This window comes from Pseudoalteromonas sp. A25 (genome assembly GCF_009176705.1).
Lineage (GTDB): Bacteria > Pseudomonadota > Gammaproteobacteria > Enterobacterales > Alteromonadaceae > Pseudoalteromonas.
In genome coordinates this window covers 2,176,701-2,192,918 of sequence record NZ_AP021846.1, presented here as the reverse complement: position 1 = coordinate 2,192,918, position 16,218 = coordinate 2,176,701, and the positions used below count along the sequence as shown (strand labels likewise).

At 39.2% G+C, this 16,218-nt stretch carries 13 protein-coding genes and 1 tRNA gene; 10 read left to right on the top strand and 4 right to left on the bottom strand.

Going from position 1 to position 16,218, the window contains the following annotated elements; translation table 11 throughout:
• The first annotated feature begins 48 nt into the window (after positions 1–48).
• From GDK41_RS09275 to GDK41_RS09265, 3 genes are all read left to right on the top strand, one after another.
• Positions 49–1,071: a sensor histidine kinase gene (locus GDK41_RS09275; RefSeq protein ID WP_152086145.1), complete on the top strand. Its 1,023-nt coding sequence runs from the start codon at positions 49–51 to the stop codon at positions 1,069–1,071.
• A gap of 2 nt (positions 1,072–1,073) precedes the next feature.
• Positions 1,074–1,820 carry a LytR/AlgR family response regulator transcription factor gene (locus tag GDK41_RS09270; protein ID WP_152086144.1) on the top strand — a complete coding sequence of 249 codons (747 nt, stop codon included), beginning with the start codon at positions 1,074–1,076 and terminating at the stop codon, positions 1,818–1,820.
• A 183-nt stretch (positions 1,821–2,003) separates the two neighbouring features.
• The gene (locus GDK41_RS09265) at positions 2,004–4,082 is read left to right on the top strand and encodes a TonB-dependent receptor plug domain-containing protein (RefSeq protein WP_152086143.1); all 2,079 of its coding nucleotides are present in this window, start codon (positions 2,004–2,006) and stop codon (positions 4,080–4,082) included.
• A gap of 67 nt (positions 4,083–4,149) precedes the next feature.
• Here GDK41_RS09265 and GDK41_RS09260 read toward each other — a convergent pair whose 3' ends face one another.
• Entirely contained in the window at positions 4,150–5,121 is a 972-nt protein-coding gene (locus GDK41_RS09260; protein WP_152086142.1) for an alpha/beta fold hydrolase, read from the bottom strand.
• A gap of 154 nt (positions 5,122–5,275) precedes the next feature.
• On the opposite strand from GDK41_RS09260, the gene GDK41_RS09255 reads away from it, so the two are divergent.
• The gene (locus tag GDK41_RS09255) at positions 5,276–6,163 is read left to right on the top strand and encodes a LysR family transcriptional regulator (protein WP_152086141.1); all 888 of its coding nucleotides are present in this window, start codon (positions 5,276–5,278) and stop codon (positions 6,161–6,163) included.
• Positions 6,164–6,258: 95 nt separating this feature from the next.
• Here GDK41_RS09255 and GDK41_RS09250 read toward each other — a convergent pair whose 3' ends face one another.
• From GDK41_RS09250 to GDK41_RS09240, 3 genes are all read right to left on the bottom strand, one after another.
• Entirely contained in the window at positions 6,259–7,557 is a 1,299-nt protein-coding gene (locus GDK41_RS09250; protein ID WP_152086140.1) for a hypothetical protein, read from the bottom strand.
• Positions 7,558–7,803: 246 nt separating this feature from the next.
• On the bottom strand, positions 7,804–8,631 hold the full coding sequence (locus GDK41_RS09245; protein WP_152086139.1) for a CvfB family protein: 828 nt from the start codon (positions 8,629–8,631) through the stop codon (positions 7,804–7,806).
• A gap of 2 nt (positions 8,632–8,633) precedes the next feature.
• The gene (locus GDK41_RS09240) at positions 8,634–9,956 is read right to left on the bottom strand and encodes a DEAD/DEAH box helicase (protein WP_152087557.1); all 1,323 of its coding nucleotides are present in this window, start codon (positions 9,954–9,956) and stop codon (positions 8,634–8,636) included.
• 220 nt (positions 9,957–10,176) lie between these two features.
• On the opposite strand from GDK41_RS09240, the gene trhO reads away from it, so the two are divergent.
• The 6 genes from trhO to GDK41_RS09210 all read left to right on the top strand — a co-directional run bounded on the left by trhO (position 10,177) and on the right by GDK41_RS09210 (position 16,011).
• A complete protein-coding gene (trhO, locus tag GDK41_RS09235) occupies positions 10,177–11,163 on the top strand; it encodes an oxygen-dependent tRNA uridine(34) hydroxylase TrhO (RefSeq protein WP_152086138.1) in 987 nt (328 codons plus the stop codon).
• 154 nt (positions 11,164–11,317) lie between these two features.
• A complete protein-coding gene (locus GDK41_RS09230; protein ID WP_152086137.1) occupies positions 11,318–11,689 on the top strand; it encodes a hypothetical protein in 372 nt (123 codons plus the stop codon).
• A gap of 67 nt (positions 11,690–11,756) precedes the next feature.
• Positions 11,757–11,847, top strand: a tRNA-Ser gene (locus GDK41_RS09225).
• A 52-nt stretch (positions 11,848–11,899) separates the two neighbouring features.
• Positions 11,900–12,268, top strand: coding sequence for a hypothetical protein (locus GDK41_RS09220; RefSeq protein ID WP_152086136.1), 369 nt, complete (start codon positions 11,900–11,902; stop codon positions 12,266–12,268).
• 72 nt (positions 12,269–12,340) lie between these two features.
• Positions 12,341–12,958, top strand: a complete 618-nt coding sequence (locus GDK41_RS09215) for an FKBP-type peptidyl-prolyl cis-trans isomerase (protein WP_152086135.1) — start codon at positions 12,341–12,343, stop codon at positions 12,956–12,958.
• A 542-nt stretch (positions 12,959–13,500) separates the two neighbouring features.
• Complete coding sequence (locus GDK41_RS09210) at positions 13,501–16,011, top strand: hypothetical protein (protein ID WP_152086134.1); 2,511 nt, start codon at positions 13,501–13,503, stop codon at positions 16,009–16,011.
• Positions 16,012–16,218: the final 207 nt, after the last annotated feature.

Genomic DNA, 16,218 nt, shown 5'->3' with positions numbered 1-16,218 from the left:
CGCTTGAGTTTGTATTTGAATTGCAGCAATGCGGGAGTAGGGCTTGTAGTGGCGCGCAAAGAAATTTTTGTTGTCAATGTATTAGCGTGGCTGGTTTATGCTTCATTAGAGCACATGAGTCACCTAATCTATGGCGAAAACCATTGGCTCGGCAGTGTGTTAGGTGCTTTCGCCGGCTGGGCAATAACAATGTTCTTGGTTATATTTCATCAGTGGATAGACTCAAGAGCTACAAAAAAAGTGGCCATATTTGGTTTGATGCTCGCAACATTTATAGCCTCAATTACTTGGCATAATGTCTCTAGAGTGTTGCATTACAGAGATTCTGTTTCTGATGTCATAAACAATGGCATTATCGCTTTGTTAAGTGGCGCATCGTACTCAGTCCTATTATTTTGTGCATGGCTTGGCCTATATTTCGTGCTCTCACTCTATTTACAAAAGCAACTGCAACAACAGGCGGTGCTAAAGCTTAAGGCGCAAGCAAAAGAGGCTCAATTACAAAGTTTAAGGTACCAACTTAACCCTCATTTTTTGTTTAATGTGCTCAACAGTATCGATGTTGCAGTTTTAGAAAATGACAATAGCGGCGCGCATAATATGATAGCTAAATTGAGTCGTTTATTGCGTGTGACACTTGCAACAAGCGCAGAGCAAAAGGTAACCGTTAAGCAAGAAATGTCATTATTAGATGACTTAATGGGCATCGAACAGCAAAGATATGCTCATCGTATTGAGTATATTAAGGACGTTGACCCTAGTTGTGAGCAATGCATGTTGCCTTCTTTGTTGTTGCAGCCACTTTTGGAAAATGCTATTAAATTTACTTGGCATGCTAACAGTGCACGTGTTATCACGCTTAAAGTCGCTAAGGCTGAATATCAATTACTTGTTTGCATTAGTAACCCTATTCATGATGAGTGCCAAACAATACAAGGAACGCACTCAGGACTCAATAATGTTAAGCAGCGAATACAGACTATGTATGCAAATACAGCCAGTATGAATTGTATGCAAGACTCAGAGCAATTTATTGTTGAACTGCGTTTACCGCTTGAATACGAGGTGTAACAGTGGCTTTTCGATGCTGGATTATTGACGATGAAACAGCCGCACATAAAGGTTTAGAGATTGCTCTGAGTCCATACCAAGATTTTTTAATAACCGCACATTTTTATGCTTTAGAGGAACTACCAGAGCAAGAAAATGCTTCGGTTGACGTTATTTTTTTAGATATAGAAATGCCTAGAGCAAATGGCTTTTCTTTATTTGAGAAGTGGCAAAGGCCCCTTCCAGTTATTATCCTTGTCACTGCATATCAACAATATGCGCTGCGAGCTTTTGAAAATCATGTTTTTGACTATGTGCTAAAACCCATAGACGAGACACGATTTAAAAATGTTGTAAAGCGGCTTCAAGATAGGTTGAATGAAAAACAGGTATATGAGTCTGTATCAGCGAGTCGAAAAGAGATTGGTCGTCAATCACCTCACGTAAAAATACAGACCGATAGTGGGATTCAGTTAGTGGAACTTAAGGAGATAGTTTACTTTCAAGCCGTTGGAGATTTTGTTGCCGTAAAGCTAGATAACCAAGAGCTGGTAACAAGAAGTACATTAAAAGCATTTGTTCGCCAGTTTTCAAATCAAGGGGTGGTGCAGATACACCGTTCATTTGCGATTAATATTGTAAGAATGGAGCGATTAGAAAATGCGAGCTTTGGAGACGCAATCGCTTACATGAGCACTGGTGAGGCATTAAAAGTCAGTCGGCGTTATAAAAAAGCTGTACTGGATTTGTTAGACGCTTATACAGCGTAGCTGTTTAGTCTATGTAATGCTCTTTTAATTATAAACAGCAGAAACCTTTACTTATAACGCACTGGCATTATGTTACCAAGGTCATTTGTTTCAATAAGAGCCCTGGGTGCAATTGTATGATTGATAAACAATAAACCAGCGGCACTTGTATTATTTTAGTACTATACTTCTTGAAAGAATCCATTGACTTCTCACGTTATGAACTTTCGTTGTTTATCGATTTTAGTGCTTTTTGGCATTAGCAGCCCTCAAACTAGTGCCAAAAGCGCCAAAGAAGATCCTTTATTCTCTTTACCATTTGAAGAGTTGCTGAACTTAGAGGTTTCCGTAGCAGCTCGTAAAAGTGAGCCTTGGTTATCGTCATCAGGTACAGTGTATGTAGTTAGTCGTAACGATATTGAAAATTATGGCTGGCGAGACTTGAAAGAAATCCTTGCGAGTGTTCCTAATATGGATTACTTCTACCAATGGAGCTGGCTTCCAGGTGGGCAAAGAGGCTTTACCGGTAATATGTCTGGTACCTTGATGTTAATTGATGGCCGTGAAGTGCAAAACTTACTAGCCAATGAAGCGTTTATAATGAATAACTTTCCCGCTAGCCGTATTGAACGGGTAGAGGTGCTGCAAGGGCCTAATTCTACACTTTATGGTGGTAACGCCACACAGGGTGTAATAAACGTTATTACGCGTTTAGGCAATATGGAAAATGAGATACAAGTTCTTGCTGGTGAAGTGGGCACTAAGCATGCTCATGCGCTATTCAATTATGCACAACAAGACTTGGCGGTATCAGTAAGTGCGAGTTACTTTGAAAGTGACCAAAACTATCAAGAGCTCAAAGAGTTTGTTGTCAATACCGAACAATTTAGTCGCAGTAGCAAGGATAAACTTCGCAATCTAGACTCGAGCGCATTTAGAAACAACGAAAAAAACTACACAATAGACGGTAAGCTTAGTTATCAAGACATGTATGTTGGAGCGAATATCAGTCGAGCTGAAAATGTCAGCGGGATTGAAGCGGTAGCATATGACTATTTTACAGGTGATGATTCAAGACGCGGATATGCTAACTATTATCTAGGAAAAAATGTTAAACCCGATGCCCAGTGGCAGGGGAATTTTGAAGTTAGCTATTATAGAGAATATAAAGAAAAAGATAGGCTTACTACGGTAGTGCCTGATGGGGCAAAACAATATCAAGATCTTGTTCAAGATAATGAGCGAGAAGATATAGGCCCATCAGATAGGATAAGACTGACGACACAGTGGCAATATCAAATTGACGAAACTGCTGACTTAATTTTTGGTTATGATGGTTGGAGAACGGTGATAGGAAGGAAAGTTAAGTATCGTGAAAATGATGGAAAAGTTACCTTATTTACCCCACCAGAATGGGCAAAAGATAAAGAAAAATCCACAAAACATGCGATGTATGGCCAGTATTCGAGAACATTTCAGTGGGACAGCAAAAGCTTAAAATTGAGTGCAGGGCTGAGGTATAACCGTCAAGATTTCACTAACTCGGCTTATTTACCTCGTGCTAGTTTGGTATATCAAAGTGATGAGTCTCAGGCAATTAAATTGACGTATGGAGAAGCGTTTAGGCCTCCTACGATTTTTGAGTTTGATTTAGTGGTGGATGATAAGCTTGAATCACAAACGATGGGTATGACGGAGTTAAACTACAGTAAAAGCTTTGTATTTAAAGATATTAAGTTTGCCAGCATTTCTGCACTTTATCATATGAAAGCAGAGAACTTTTATGAAAAAATACTCGACCCAGCAATAGGAGGCTGGCGGACGGAAATTACAGGGGAACATAGTATCTATGGTATTGAAACACAGCTTAAATTTCAGGCAAACAATTGGCAAGGCCAATTTGGTTTTCGCTATATAAAACCAGACGACGAGCGTATTGGCGAACACTGGCAAGTGTTAGATGTCCCCAAGTATAAAGTTAAATTTGGTTTGGTCTATCGTTTGAATGATACTTGGCGTGTTGCAGGTTTCGTTGATCATTGGGATAAGACTTATACAGAAGCAAATCAATTGGATACAACAGGTACGCAAGTAGAAGAAGTAGATGCATGGACCACGCTAAATTTGCACTTATTTAAACAAACTCAGCACTACGTATATGGAGTGTATATTGAGAACATGTTTAATAAAGAATATTTTCACAGTAATGGTAGGGGCTCATCTCCCGTTAAATATTTGCAAGCGCCAAGAAATATAAGGTTTCAGTTTAGCTACCGATTTTAGTCACATGGTAACAATGTACAAGACCAACTAAGTATCAGCGCTTTAGTTGGTCTTGTCGTTTTAGTGTTTAACGTTTGTTATGAACGCGCGTCTCCATGAAAGACAGAATTTTGTTAGTGATTAGTTCTAAATCTTCTTCAAGCGCAAAGTGTCCGGTATCAAGAATGTTAAAATCCAGGTTTTTAAGATCTCTTTTGTACGGATGTGCACCTTCTTCAGGGAAGATATAATCACCCTTACCCCATACCAGTAGTGTTGGTGGCTGGTGCGTTCTAAAGTAGTTCTGCCAAGCAGGGTATAGAGCTGGATTGGTACCATATGAATAAAACAACTCTAGTTGGATCTCTTTGTTTCCTGGTCTATCTAGCAATGCTTGATCGACAATCCAGTTATCAGGGCTGATAGCTTCGCTGTTTCGAGCACCGTTTGTGTATTGCCATTTGGTCGCGTCTATCGTGAGCAGTGCATCAGCAAGGGCTTGTTTATTTGCGTCACTTTTATCAGCCCAGTACTGCTTGATTGGGTTCCAAAAATCACGTAGACCTTCATCATACGCATTACCATTTTGAATGATTAAGCCTTCAATTTTACTCGGGTTGTCGTGCGCAAGTCTAAATCCAATTGGTGCGCCATAATCCATAACATACATAGTAAATTTCTTAACACCCACCTTGTTGAGGAACTTTTCAGTAATGCTCGCTAAGTTGTCGAAACTATATTCGAACTCATTAACAGAAGGCATTGAGCTATTACCAAAACCTGGGTAATCAGGCGCGATAACATGATAATTATCCGCTAGTTTTGGAATAAGGTTACGATACATGTGAGATGAAGTTGGAAAGCCATGTAAAAGTACAATTGTTGGGTCGCTTATGTCTCCCGCTTCACGATAAAAGATAGTTTGTTTTTCTACTTCAACTGTTTTGTGTTGTGTTGGTGAGGCATAAGCACTACCAACGCCAACAGCCAATGCCGCAGTTGCTAACATCATGTTTTTCTTAACTTTTTTTATAAAAGTTGAACCATTTGATTGAGACATAATTGTATTCCTATAAAAATCACATTTAGTATTAATACTCATCAGCTGTGCTGTTGTGCACTGTGCCTGAGCGATGGAGCTATTATGTCTATTTCTATTATGGCGATAAATAGGTATATTGTTGATTAACTATTTCCAAAATATTGACAATTAAATGGATACGATCGATGGCCTTAAGGCAATGGTTGCTGTATCGCAAACTCATTCTTTTACCCTAGCAAGTGATAGACTGGGATTATCAAAGTCTTTAGTCAGCAAATACATTGCGCAATTAGAGCACCAAGCAAATGTTCGCTTGTTTAACAGAACAACAAGACGTGTCGATTTAACAGAAGCGGGAGAGAAGTTTTATCATCATGCGGTTTTGGTACTTGAGCAATACCAAGAAATGCTAGATGGAGCACGTGCTTTAAATACTTCATTAGTGGGAACACTCAGGGTGAGCGCACCATTTGCTTTGGGTGAAACTCGCTTGGCGCAGGTGCTGCCTGAATTTACCCAAGCTCATCCTGAGCTAAAAGTAGAGCTGATATTATCTAATGCTAGTGTCAATATGGTTGAGGAAGGGATTGATGTTCGTTTGCGAGTCGGTCATTTAAACGACTCCTCATTAATTGCACGAAAAATATCAACATATCCGCTGGTTGTGTGTTGTTCACCCAGTTACATGAAAAAAATTGGAAAAATTAATCAGCCAGAAGATTTAAAAATGGCGACTTGTATCGTTGATAGCAATTATAAGGTTGGGCATTTTTGGCCCTTTACTCATAAGCAGACGCAAAAAGAACATTCTATTGAAGTTAACAGTCAATTGAGTTTGAACAGCCCAAGTGCATCTAGGGAAGTGGCAAAAAAAGGGGGGGGAGTGATCCTATGTCCTATTTTTGTTGTGGAAGAATCTCTTATTAAAGGAGAGTTAATTCAATTGCTTAAAGATTATGATGTGATGCACTTTGATCTATTAGCGGTGTATCCTCATCGTGAATATGTAGCGCAAAAAGTGAAAGTGTTTATTGATTTTTTAAAAGATCGCTTGAACTGACTTAAGGATTTAAACTCTCAGCTCGATATCGTATTAGGTGTCCGACAAAGTTGTATTTGGTAATTTTGTCGGACAAATGTTGATTACTAAGTGTCTTATAAAGCTTTTGGATATAAAGTAGCGTTGGTTAATTGCTCGTCATATAGATTAAATATGCCTAACCATTGGCCGCTCTCTACAGAGAGTGTATGTTTATCAGACTGTATAAGCTTAAATTTATCGAGCTGACTTTTCGGTCCGCCGTATTTAACGCCTTCGAATTGCCAAGGCTCGATTGCACCTATCATGCGTTTAATAGCAAATAAAAATGCGTTTGTCGCACTAAAAGGCTCCAACAATTCCACTGACTTAACTTTGCCTGAGTCGTATGCCATGATACGTTGTGAGCAGCCTGTGATGTATGATAAGCGATTGTCAACATCGATGATTTCAATTAACGATTGCTTGTTAGCACTTAAGAAGTCGTCTATGTTTGAGTTATTTCTATAGCATGGAAGCGCTTGCACAGGCGTATTTTTACTTATGAGAGCGCCGATAGATAAGCCTTGCAGCTGCACTAATACTTCCTCTTCACTGATTTTCACTCGTGATGTACTAATATTACTAAACTGCGATGTTAGTTTTTGCTCTAATACTTCGTCAATATACAAGTCACTGAGTTTTTCTGTATTGGTGTCACTAATGGCTATCTGTAGTTGGTTTGAGATTATCTCTAAGTTATTTCTAAAACTGATAGGTAATAGGGAGTTGTGATATTGATAGCCAATTAAGGTGTCGTTCTTAAATAAAAAGGCGTGCTCTCTGCCAATAAATCGAATTTTATGTTGCTCATTTATGGGCCAAGTTGCACTGAATCTACCAACGATTTGTTCTGCTTCAGTTAGCTGGTTTCCTATTTTTATGCCAAAGACGCTTTTTGGTGTAATGGTGAAGTTTTCTATAGTACTTTTGCCGGCGGCAAATGCTGTATTTAGTTTAAGAGTGCGGCTGGTTGCAAATTGCAACTTGGTTTTAAAGTGCACTAGTTTACTACCTAGTCTATCGTAGTGTTTTTCGTCAATAACAACGCCATTTATACAGGAATCCACAGGACTGAGCTTTAAATGTGCCTGTGCAGAGGCATGTTTTCCGAGACGATGGCGAAACGAGATGTCTTTCACTTGATAATCATACTGCTGTGCAGAAATTCTTTCTTGAACCTTATTGAACGTCAGTTTTTTTAGTTCATCTAAAATTTGAGATTCAGATTTATTAGCAATGTCGTTGTGGGTTAGCGAGATAGAAATATCATCATACTCTTGTGAGGGCTTGCATTTACTTTCATCATGAAATAGTGACGCAGCCTGTGAAATGATCGGTAAAAGCGTAAGTCCGAATACAATATATTTTAGCATATGTTGTCCTTTTTATTAATATTCTACGTGATTCCATTTTCATTTATGCAGCCTAAATAAATAGGTTGAACGTAATTTGACTTTTAAGTAGATAGATACTTTTTGAAAAAGTCAAACAGTAACGGAGTTAGTAGTTTGAGTTTTTAACATTATGCTTGGTGTGATCTACTCAGTAGGTCAACTGAGATAAACGAAGGGGGATAAAGCAGTGCTGGTGGCTCAAAACACTGCTTTTACTGCATGCGGCTAGTCTTTTAAAGAAATGGACTTCGCTTCGATACTAATTTTTCCTTGTTTAAACAAGCCACCAATGGCTTTTTTAAAATTAGCTTTACTGGTTGAAAATGCCTTTTTTATCTGTTCTGGATCTGACTTATCGCCAAGCGGTAATCGGCCACCGTTTTCCTGAAGTGCTTGCAAAATTTGTTCACTCAAGTTGACCACTTTATCCATGCCTGGCTTGTCGAGTACGACATCAATTTTGCCATCATCGCGCACGACTTTGATGTAGCCTTTGAGTTTTTGACCAATAAACATGCGTTTAAATACGGTATTGAAAAATACCACGCCGAAGTGTTGTTCATTAACAATTACCTTATAGCCAAGGTCTGTTTTTGCTGCAACGATAAGGTCAACTTCTTCAAATTTTTCATAGGTTGGTTCAGTTTTGTTAACGAATTTGTTGAGGTTGCTCGAGGCACATATGCGCTTGCTAGCATTATCAAGGTATAACTTAACTAGATAACTGTAGCCTTCGCGCATTTTAGGCTTTTGCTCATTGAACGGAGCTAATACATCTTTATCTATGCCAATATCCATAAACGCGCCGACGGTGCTGAGTTCTTTTACACGCAACAGTGCAAACTCACCCACCTGTGCGATGGGGGTTTTAGTTGTTGCAGTCGGGTGCCCTTGAGAATCTTGAAAGATGAAAACTTTAGCACTATCTCCAGCTTCTAAGTGCTCGTCTAACTCTTTGGCAGGTAAAAATACTTCACCGAGTTCTCTGCCATCTAGATAAGCACCTTCAGCGCATATTTCGCTGACCATTAATGTTTCAATACGACCTAACATGGTTACTCCTCAGATGGCTTTGGTTTGCGGCGAAGTGGGGCATTGCCATCCACGTCAAATGGTGCAGGAATTGCCTTTTTTACTTTGCTTTTTGGCTTGGTGTGCTTTTTAATTGTTTTTTTAGCTACAGGTTTTTCAACCTTTGGTTTTGCTGCTTTTGGCTTGACAGGTTTAAAGCCTCTAAACTTGGCTTCTAAACCGTCGATGCTGGCAAATTCAAGTTTGTCGTTTAAATAGTTTTTGATGGCAACGTAACTGTTCCAATCTTTTGGACCAACGAGTGAAATAGCCGTGCCTTTAAATCCAGCTCGGCCTGTACGGCCAATTCGGTGCACATATTCTTCAGCCTGTTTAGGTAAATCAAAGTTAATTACATGAGTGACGCTGAGTAAGTCAAGGCCTCGAGATGCTACGTCAGTCGTTACCAACACTTTGAATAGGCCACGGCTAAATGTGTCCATAATATCTAAACGTTTGCTTTGTACTAAATCACCAGCAAGTGCGGTTGCTTTAATGCCTAACGCATTGAGCTGATCGCTAATACGGGTAGTATCTGAACGAGTTGCTGTAAAAATAATGCATTGACCCACATCGTTTTGTTGCACAAAGTGTTTTAGAAGTGCGTCTTTATGGTCTAAATGATCGGCAAAATACAATGTTTGTTTGATATCACCGTGTTGTTGGTGGGCGTCGCTCAATATTATTTTTTTAGGAGAGCGCAATAAATTACGCGAAGTCACCTCTACTTGTGCATGATCGAGCGTTGCAGAAAATAAGAGAGTTTGACGTAATCGATGATTTGCTTCGTCGTTTATTCTATTCAGCTGATCTGCAAATCCTAAATCTAGCATTCGGTCTGCTTCATCGAAGACAAGTAACTCTAATCCACTTAGTTGTAATGAGCGCTGCTCTATGTGATCGGCTACACGACCGGGCGTGCCGATTACAATGTGTGGATCTTTACGCAAAGCTTTAATTTGATCATTAAAGTTTTCGCCGCCTAATACTTTAACAACACTGATGCTTGTACCAGCTATCAGCAAACGACATTGTGTAAACACCTGAGTTGCAAGTTCACGAGTGGGGGCAATGATGAGTACTCGAGGATCGCGTTTACTCAGCGCTTTTTGTTTCATTACGCGATGTACGGCGGGTAATAAAAACGCTAGGGTTTTACCTGAACCTGTCTTTGACTGTGCGAATACATCATGCCCGGCAATGGCTGTTGGTACAGCTTGAGATTGGATCTCAGTAGGCTCTGTGATCCCTTGGTGGGCAAGTTGTTTTTCGAGGCGAGTTTCAATGCCTAATTCGGTAAAGTGCAAAGCGTTTTTCTCCAAAACTGTTTTCTATAATGACCGCGTATTATAGCAAAGCATTGCTAGGCTCTCCTAGCATTAAAGCGCTTTGTGTCAGGGTTTTTGCAATTAAAGTAAAAATCCGTACAATACGCGCTCTAGCGCCGGATTTACGGTTCGGTATATGTGCTTATGGCGTTGTGCTTAATGCCCTAAGCGAAGTGAAAGCTGAAATTTAGGAAAAGCTATGTCTAAACCATTTGTGGTTTGTGCCATGTACAAATTCGTGTCACTGCCAAATTTTGAACAAATTCGTCAACCACTTCATGATGTTATGGAACAAAATGAAGTTCGCGGTACTTTATTACTCGCTGCTGAAGGCATTAACGGTACTGTTGCTGGAAAACGCGAGGGTATTGATGCGCTACTAACATGGTTAGGTGCCCAGCCAGGTTTAGATAATATCGTATACAAAGAGTCATACGACGAAACATGTCCATTCTACCGCACCAAAGTAAAACTGAAAAAAGAGATCGTTACTATGGGTGTGCAAGGTATTGACCCATTGAAAGTAGTGGGTAGTTACGTAAAGCCTAACGAATGGAATGATTTGATTTCAGACCCAGAAGTGGTTGTTGTGGATACGCGTAATGACTACGAAATCGAAATTGGCACTTTTAAGCATGCGATTGACCCAAATACTAAGACTTTCCGTGAGTTTCCGCAGTGGGCTAAAGAAAACCTTGACCCGAGCAAGCATAAAAAAGTAGCTATGTTCTGTACTGGGGGCATTCGTTGCGAAAAATCAACTGCTTATATGAAAGAGCAGGGTTTTGATGAGGTTTATCACCTTGAAGGCGGAATTTTAAAGTACTTGGAAGAAGTACCAAAAGAAGAGTCTTTATGGGAAGGCGAGTGTTTTGTGTTTGATAACCGCGTAGCGGTTGACCACGACTTGCAAAAAGGCTCATATGACCAATGTCACGCTTGTCGTATGCCAATTACAGAAGAAGAGAAGCAACGCGAAGAATATATGGAAGGTGTATCTTGCCACCATTGTCATGATAGCTTAACTGAAGAGCAACGAGCACGTTTTGCTGAGCGCCAAAAGCAGATCCAACTGGCACAAGCGCGTGGTGAAGGGCATATTGGCCATGATGCACAGGAAACATTGCGTCTACGTAAAGAAGCAAAACAAGCACAAAAAGAAGCACAAAGACAAAAGTCAGCTTAATTGAGTATCGGTTTTTAGTTAAAAAAGCCTCAGCGTTTAGTTGGGGCTTTTTTGTTGCTTTTGCAACCAATATAATGCTTTTTTACGGTTGCTTGAACGGTCGGTTGTTTGTTACGCTAATTGTGTCCAATATAACAATAATAAGATGGTGGGCATGGGGAATTTATTCTTAAAAGAAAAAGAGCGTTGGTCGACTTGGCTAATTTGGGGTGTAATTGGTTGTCTATTGAGTAGTTATGTTTTAAGCCTAACTCAACAGCAATTATTGGCGTTTACTGCACCGAGCTTATTAGTTTTAGCGATTGCTATTTGGATGAATTACAGTAAACGCTTTGAGTTCTTTAGAGCTTTTAAGGTGCTCCTTTTTATTGGTATCTTTTCTTTTTTCCCGCCTTTACTTGATGCTTTGCTACCTATTGAGAAATTTTCGATTGCAGTTTTTAAAGGGGTATTAGTTTTAGCGATGAGTATGTTGTTGTGTATTTTATGCGCATGGTTTGCAAAAAGGCCAAAGCAATATTATTGAATTTGCAAAAAACTAGACTCAAGCCTTTACAGCGCCCTTTAAAACCACTAATATGCGCGCCAACAACGGAGAGATGGCTGAGCGGTTGAAAGCACCGGTCTTGAAAACCGGCATACGTTAATAGCGTATCTAGGGTTCAAATCCCTATCTCTCCGCCACCTCATTCCCAAAACCGCCTTACTGGCGGTTTTTTTCGTTTTGGAGGCAGTTATGTCAGCATTAGTAGTAAAACATGCTAGTTTGTGGATAGTATTTGGCTTCTTTTATCTGAGTGGCTTAGAAATGGCGTTGCGTTTAGCAATTGATGGCCAGCAAGATCCCACGTTAATAAAGACGCTCTCGCTTACCTTTGTATTTTGTCTACTTGTTGGGCACTTAATAAGAAAATACGAAAAAGTCTGGCCATTGTTAGCGTCTATCGTAATTAGTGTTACGGGCGTTGTTGGTTTTGGTTATTATTTTACGCAGCGCCTTACACAGTACAGTTTTGAGCTTGGTTTAGGTTTATGTGTAAGTTTACCGTTAGCGACCTTTTTGATCGCAAAGGTCAAGCTTCCTCAACATGATGCGGACAAGTAAGTCCGTTTAAACTCATAGCTTGCTATGATACACTGCGCGCGTCTTTTAATAGAAACTAAAGTGAATTAACTTATGTCAGATTTATTTAATACAGATGCTGAAAAAGCAAGCTACGGAATCGGCTTACAAATGGGTGAGCAATTAAAAGCGAATCCTTTTGAAGGTCTTAACTTGCACTCAGTATTTGAGGGAATGAAAGACGCATACGCGGGTGACGCGTTCCGTGTTGAGATCCCAGAGATCCAAGCTGCTTTTGAGAAAATTAACACTGAGATCCAAGCTCGTCGTGAAGAAGAAGCTAAAGTGTTAGCAGCTGAAGGTATCGCGTTCTTAGAAGAAAATGCAAAGCGCGCTGAGATCACTGTAACTGAATCAGGTCTTCAATATGAAGTGATCAGCACAGGTGAAGGTACAAAACCAAATGCTGACTCAAAAGTACGTGTACATTATCACGGCACGCTTATCAACGGCACTGTATTTGACAGCTCTTATGATCGTGGCGAGCCAGCAGAATTTCCAGTAAATGGTGTTATTAAAGGCTGGACAGAAGCATTACAACTTATGCCTGCGGGTTCTAAGTGGCGCTTATATGTACCGCATGAGCTTGCTTATGGTGAACGTGGTGCGGGCGCTGCAATCGCTCCATTCTCAACACTAGTATTCGATGTTGAATTACTAGACGTTTTATAATCGTAAACTGCGATTTTTAAAGTGTTAAAAGTGCCCAGCAATTGCTGGGCACTTTGCTATATATCAGAAAGTTTTGCATGTAGCGTCCAAGTTATACTGGTAGCGATTTTAATGTAAGATATTCAAAAACTCGCCTGTAAAAAATACCTTCATCTATAATCTATTATTACTAGCCCTCGCAGTAATTAATCATCTTAAGAGATTAACGTGTACATTAGCTGAGTTGGAATTTATTCATTGGCATTAATAACGACGGTTTTAACTAACTGTAGATAATGTACCTTAGCATAAAAAGACTAGTTGAATTCGTACGGTTACTTCAATCACGGCGGGCTACTTCTGCATAAGCAATGAAGTAAGCCTATTAGACCTCTGCGTATTAACGCACGCTCTTTGGTTGTTTACAAGTGTTTACAATTCGGTCTGTTACTTAAGCTTTGTTTTGTTTGGTTTTTTGCATTAATGGTTGGTTTGGGATTACTTTATTTGTTGATGTTTGTTCGGCTTTAGCTAGAATCCGCGATATTTTCAAAGGGGGATTCATGAATAAAACGGTATTATCTTGTCTTTTGCTCTTATCACTTTTAAGTGCATGTGGCGGCTCTAGCAGTAATGAGCACTCAGACAACAACACTCAGATCGAAAATGGTAACGGGTCTAACGGTAGTGGTGGTTCTGCTACTGGTGGATCAGGTGGCAATGGTGGCTCAGATGATAATGGTGGCTCAGATGATAATGGTGGCTCAGATGATAATGGTGGCTCTGGCACACCAGAACCAGCAAAATTAGACTTTAATGTAGAACTCACAAGTGAAACTGCGCCAACAGAGTTAACATTAACACTTGCAAGCGCAGACTTTTCTGAAACGTTAAGTGATTATGAAAAGGTATGCTTTACGGGTTATAGAGAAGGCTATTATTACGAAAAAGAGAGCTACTCCTCAGACAACAAAAAAAGCAAGATCCTTAAAACACACACTTCAGATATTGCACTACATGAGCGTTGGGGCTCTCCTGTTGAATATCCTGACTCAGAGCAAGTGCAATGTTTTACATTAGATAAGCAATTGGCTGACAGTTCTTCAGATACGAGCTTAGTAACCAATGAAAAGAAGTTGTCTTTGACAGCTAACATATCCAGTTATGGTAATTATTCTGTTGGTGTTGTTGCGTATAAAAATGGATACCCGACTTACCCGTTTGCAAATGAAAAGATTGAAATATCAGGGTTAGCACTTTCATTACAAGATAATGTCGCATATCAGCCTTTTTATGGGATGAGCCGAGCAGTCTCTGGTGTGTTCTCAAAAATAGATCAAAATATTTATAAATTACCTAATGCGTTTACCATCTATTACTCGAATGTTAACGTCTATAATTTAACAACAAAGACAACGCAAACTAAAGAGGGAAATAGATTATACAGGGCGGATCAACTTGTAACGAACTTTGGTAACCCATATAACTATTTTTATCATGGCACAGCCATAGTCGAAAATGACGACTTTTATATTATTTCTAATAATAAACATAACAATAATTACGATTTTAACTACTTGGAAAGTGGAAGACTTAAAACTAGAAGTCTAGATCTTAAAATGTGCATCTATATTAATGAAGTAAACAAACGATTGTGCCTTTATGATGCATATGGTGCTCGTATAAATAATGGCCTTCTTGAATATTTTATTACAGGTAATAGCCAGTATGATATTAAAATGGTACTTGATATAGAGACTTTAGCAAAACTCGATTATGAAATAATAGACAAAAAAGAAATCGGTACTTACATCACTGAAACGAACTTGTTTGAGCGTAACGATGGATATTACAACGATGACAACGAGTTAGTTGAAGTGAAGTGTTCTGAGGGTCAGTTTGAAGTTTTCAATGTCGTTACAAATAAAAACCAATGTATCACCGCGCCTCAAGATTTAGACCCATCTATTAAGTATTGTGTGATAAATAACGAAGAGCTTAAATGTTTAACGTTTAACACTCACGAGATTAAAACGAAATACACATTAAAAACAGTATACGGAAAAGAAGCCGAATTTGATGGTAAAGATAATCGCTATTATGCTCAATTATGGGTTTCTGCAAGCAAGAAGCTTGAAGACCTAGTATTGTCAGATGAATTACCACTTGAATTAAAACAAAGGCTTAAAAATGAAAATCATAAGAGTGAGTTTGAGAAGCTGGAGCTTGGTAATGTAAGTTGGGAAAACGACCAATTTAAGCTGACACTACATCGTTATGCAAACGAAAGTCTCATTAGATGCGGTATGCACAATCAGTATAAGTCATGTGTGAATAGTAGTTTTGCAAAATATCAAGAAAAGAAAATCTCACTAAAGCCTCAAGTATCCAAGTTACAAGACTTTTCAACAGTTGAAGCAAATGAGCCGTTTCAAAACCATGTTAAAGGCGATTATATTGAATATACCTTAAATGGTAAAAACATTAGTAATGCGTACCCTTATAGAATCAAGCTTTTTGATGATAGCGGTGAGGAGGTCCGTGTCAATGTGAGAAGCCTTGATGAAGATAAAATTGTGTTTAGTGTTTATAACGATGACGCTTTTAGTGGTATTTTAACGCATGGTCTTTCTGACGGTAGTTTTGTATCGAACAAATTAACATATGGCTTTGGAGTCAGAACTCCTAACCTTTTGGGTAGCTGGCAGAGAAAAAGCGGAGCAGGACATCGTGTAGCTCTCATTAATTATTCTGGTTCTCAGACTCAAGGAACGGGTTATATACGCAACTGGAGTGCGTCAACCCCTATAATTGATGGCCTATATATGGAATTTCAATGGTCTGCTAATGAAGGGGTAATTACATATAATTTTACTTATGGTGTCGCTTGTAATTTTTACGATGGTAAGTGGGAGCAAGTTCCTGAACTTCCTGAAGATGGAAAAGTTAATGAAGCGTATGACGTTACACCGGATCAACTGGTGTTAACAAAAGAGGGTGTGAATTATCAATACAATTATACGAAAGATACTACTGGTCGACCTACGGTAGGGCAGGCATGTACTAAGTACTAATAATGTACATCTTCCTGGGTTTTGGGTATGTAAAAAGGTTTTTTACATACCTAAAATCTTGCAGAAAAAATTTCGACCCACTTTAAAACCCATAACCTGATCTTCTCTTTAACATTAGATTCTCTTGAGCAATGAGAATTCAGTGCGATTACCGAGCTAGGTTTTAAAACTTAAATTTAGAGCGGATGTCAATAAAGGGATAGTAGA

Excerpts from the sequence above, each read along its gene's own strand:
- GDK41_RS09260 (WP_152086142.1), bottom strand. The coding sequence starts at position 5,121 with ATGTCTCAATCAAATGGTTCAACTTTTATAAAAAAAGTTAAGAAAAAC.
- GDK41_RS09255 (WP_152086141.1), top strand. The coding sequence starts at position 5,276 with ATGGATACGATCGATGGCCTTAAGGCAATGGTTGCTGTATCGCAAACT.
- GDK41_RS09250 (WP_152086140.1), bottom strand. The coding sequence starts at position 7,557 with ATGCTAAAATATATTGTATTCGGACTTACGCTTTTACCGATCATTTCA.
- GDK41_RS09245 (WP_152086139.1), bottom strand. The coding sequence starts at position 8,631 with ATGTTAGGTCGTATTGAAACATTAATGGTCAGCGAAATATGCGCTGAA.
- trhO (WP_152086138.1), top strand. The coding sequence starts at position 10,177 with ATGTCTAAACCATTTGTGGTTTGTGCCATGTACAAATTCGTGTCACTG.
- GDK41_RS09230 (WP_152086137.1), top strand. The coding sequence starts at position 11,318 with ATGGGGAATTTATTCTTAAAAGAAAAAGAGCGTTGGTCGACTTGGCTA.
- GDK41_RS09220 (WP_152086136.1), top strand. The coding sequence starts at position 11,900 with ATGTCAGCATTAGTAGTAAAACATGCTAGTTTGTGGATAGTATTTGGC.
- GDK41_RS09215 (WP_152086135.1), top strand. The coding sequence starts at position 12,341 with ATGTCAGATTTATTTAATACAGATGCTGAAAAAGCAAGCTACGGAATC.
- GDK41_RS09210 (WP_152086134.1), top strand. The coding sequence starts at position 13,501 with ATGAATAAAACGGTATTATCTTGTCTTTTGCTCTTATCACTTTTAAGT.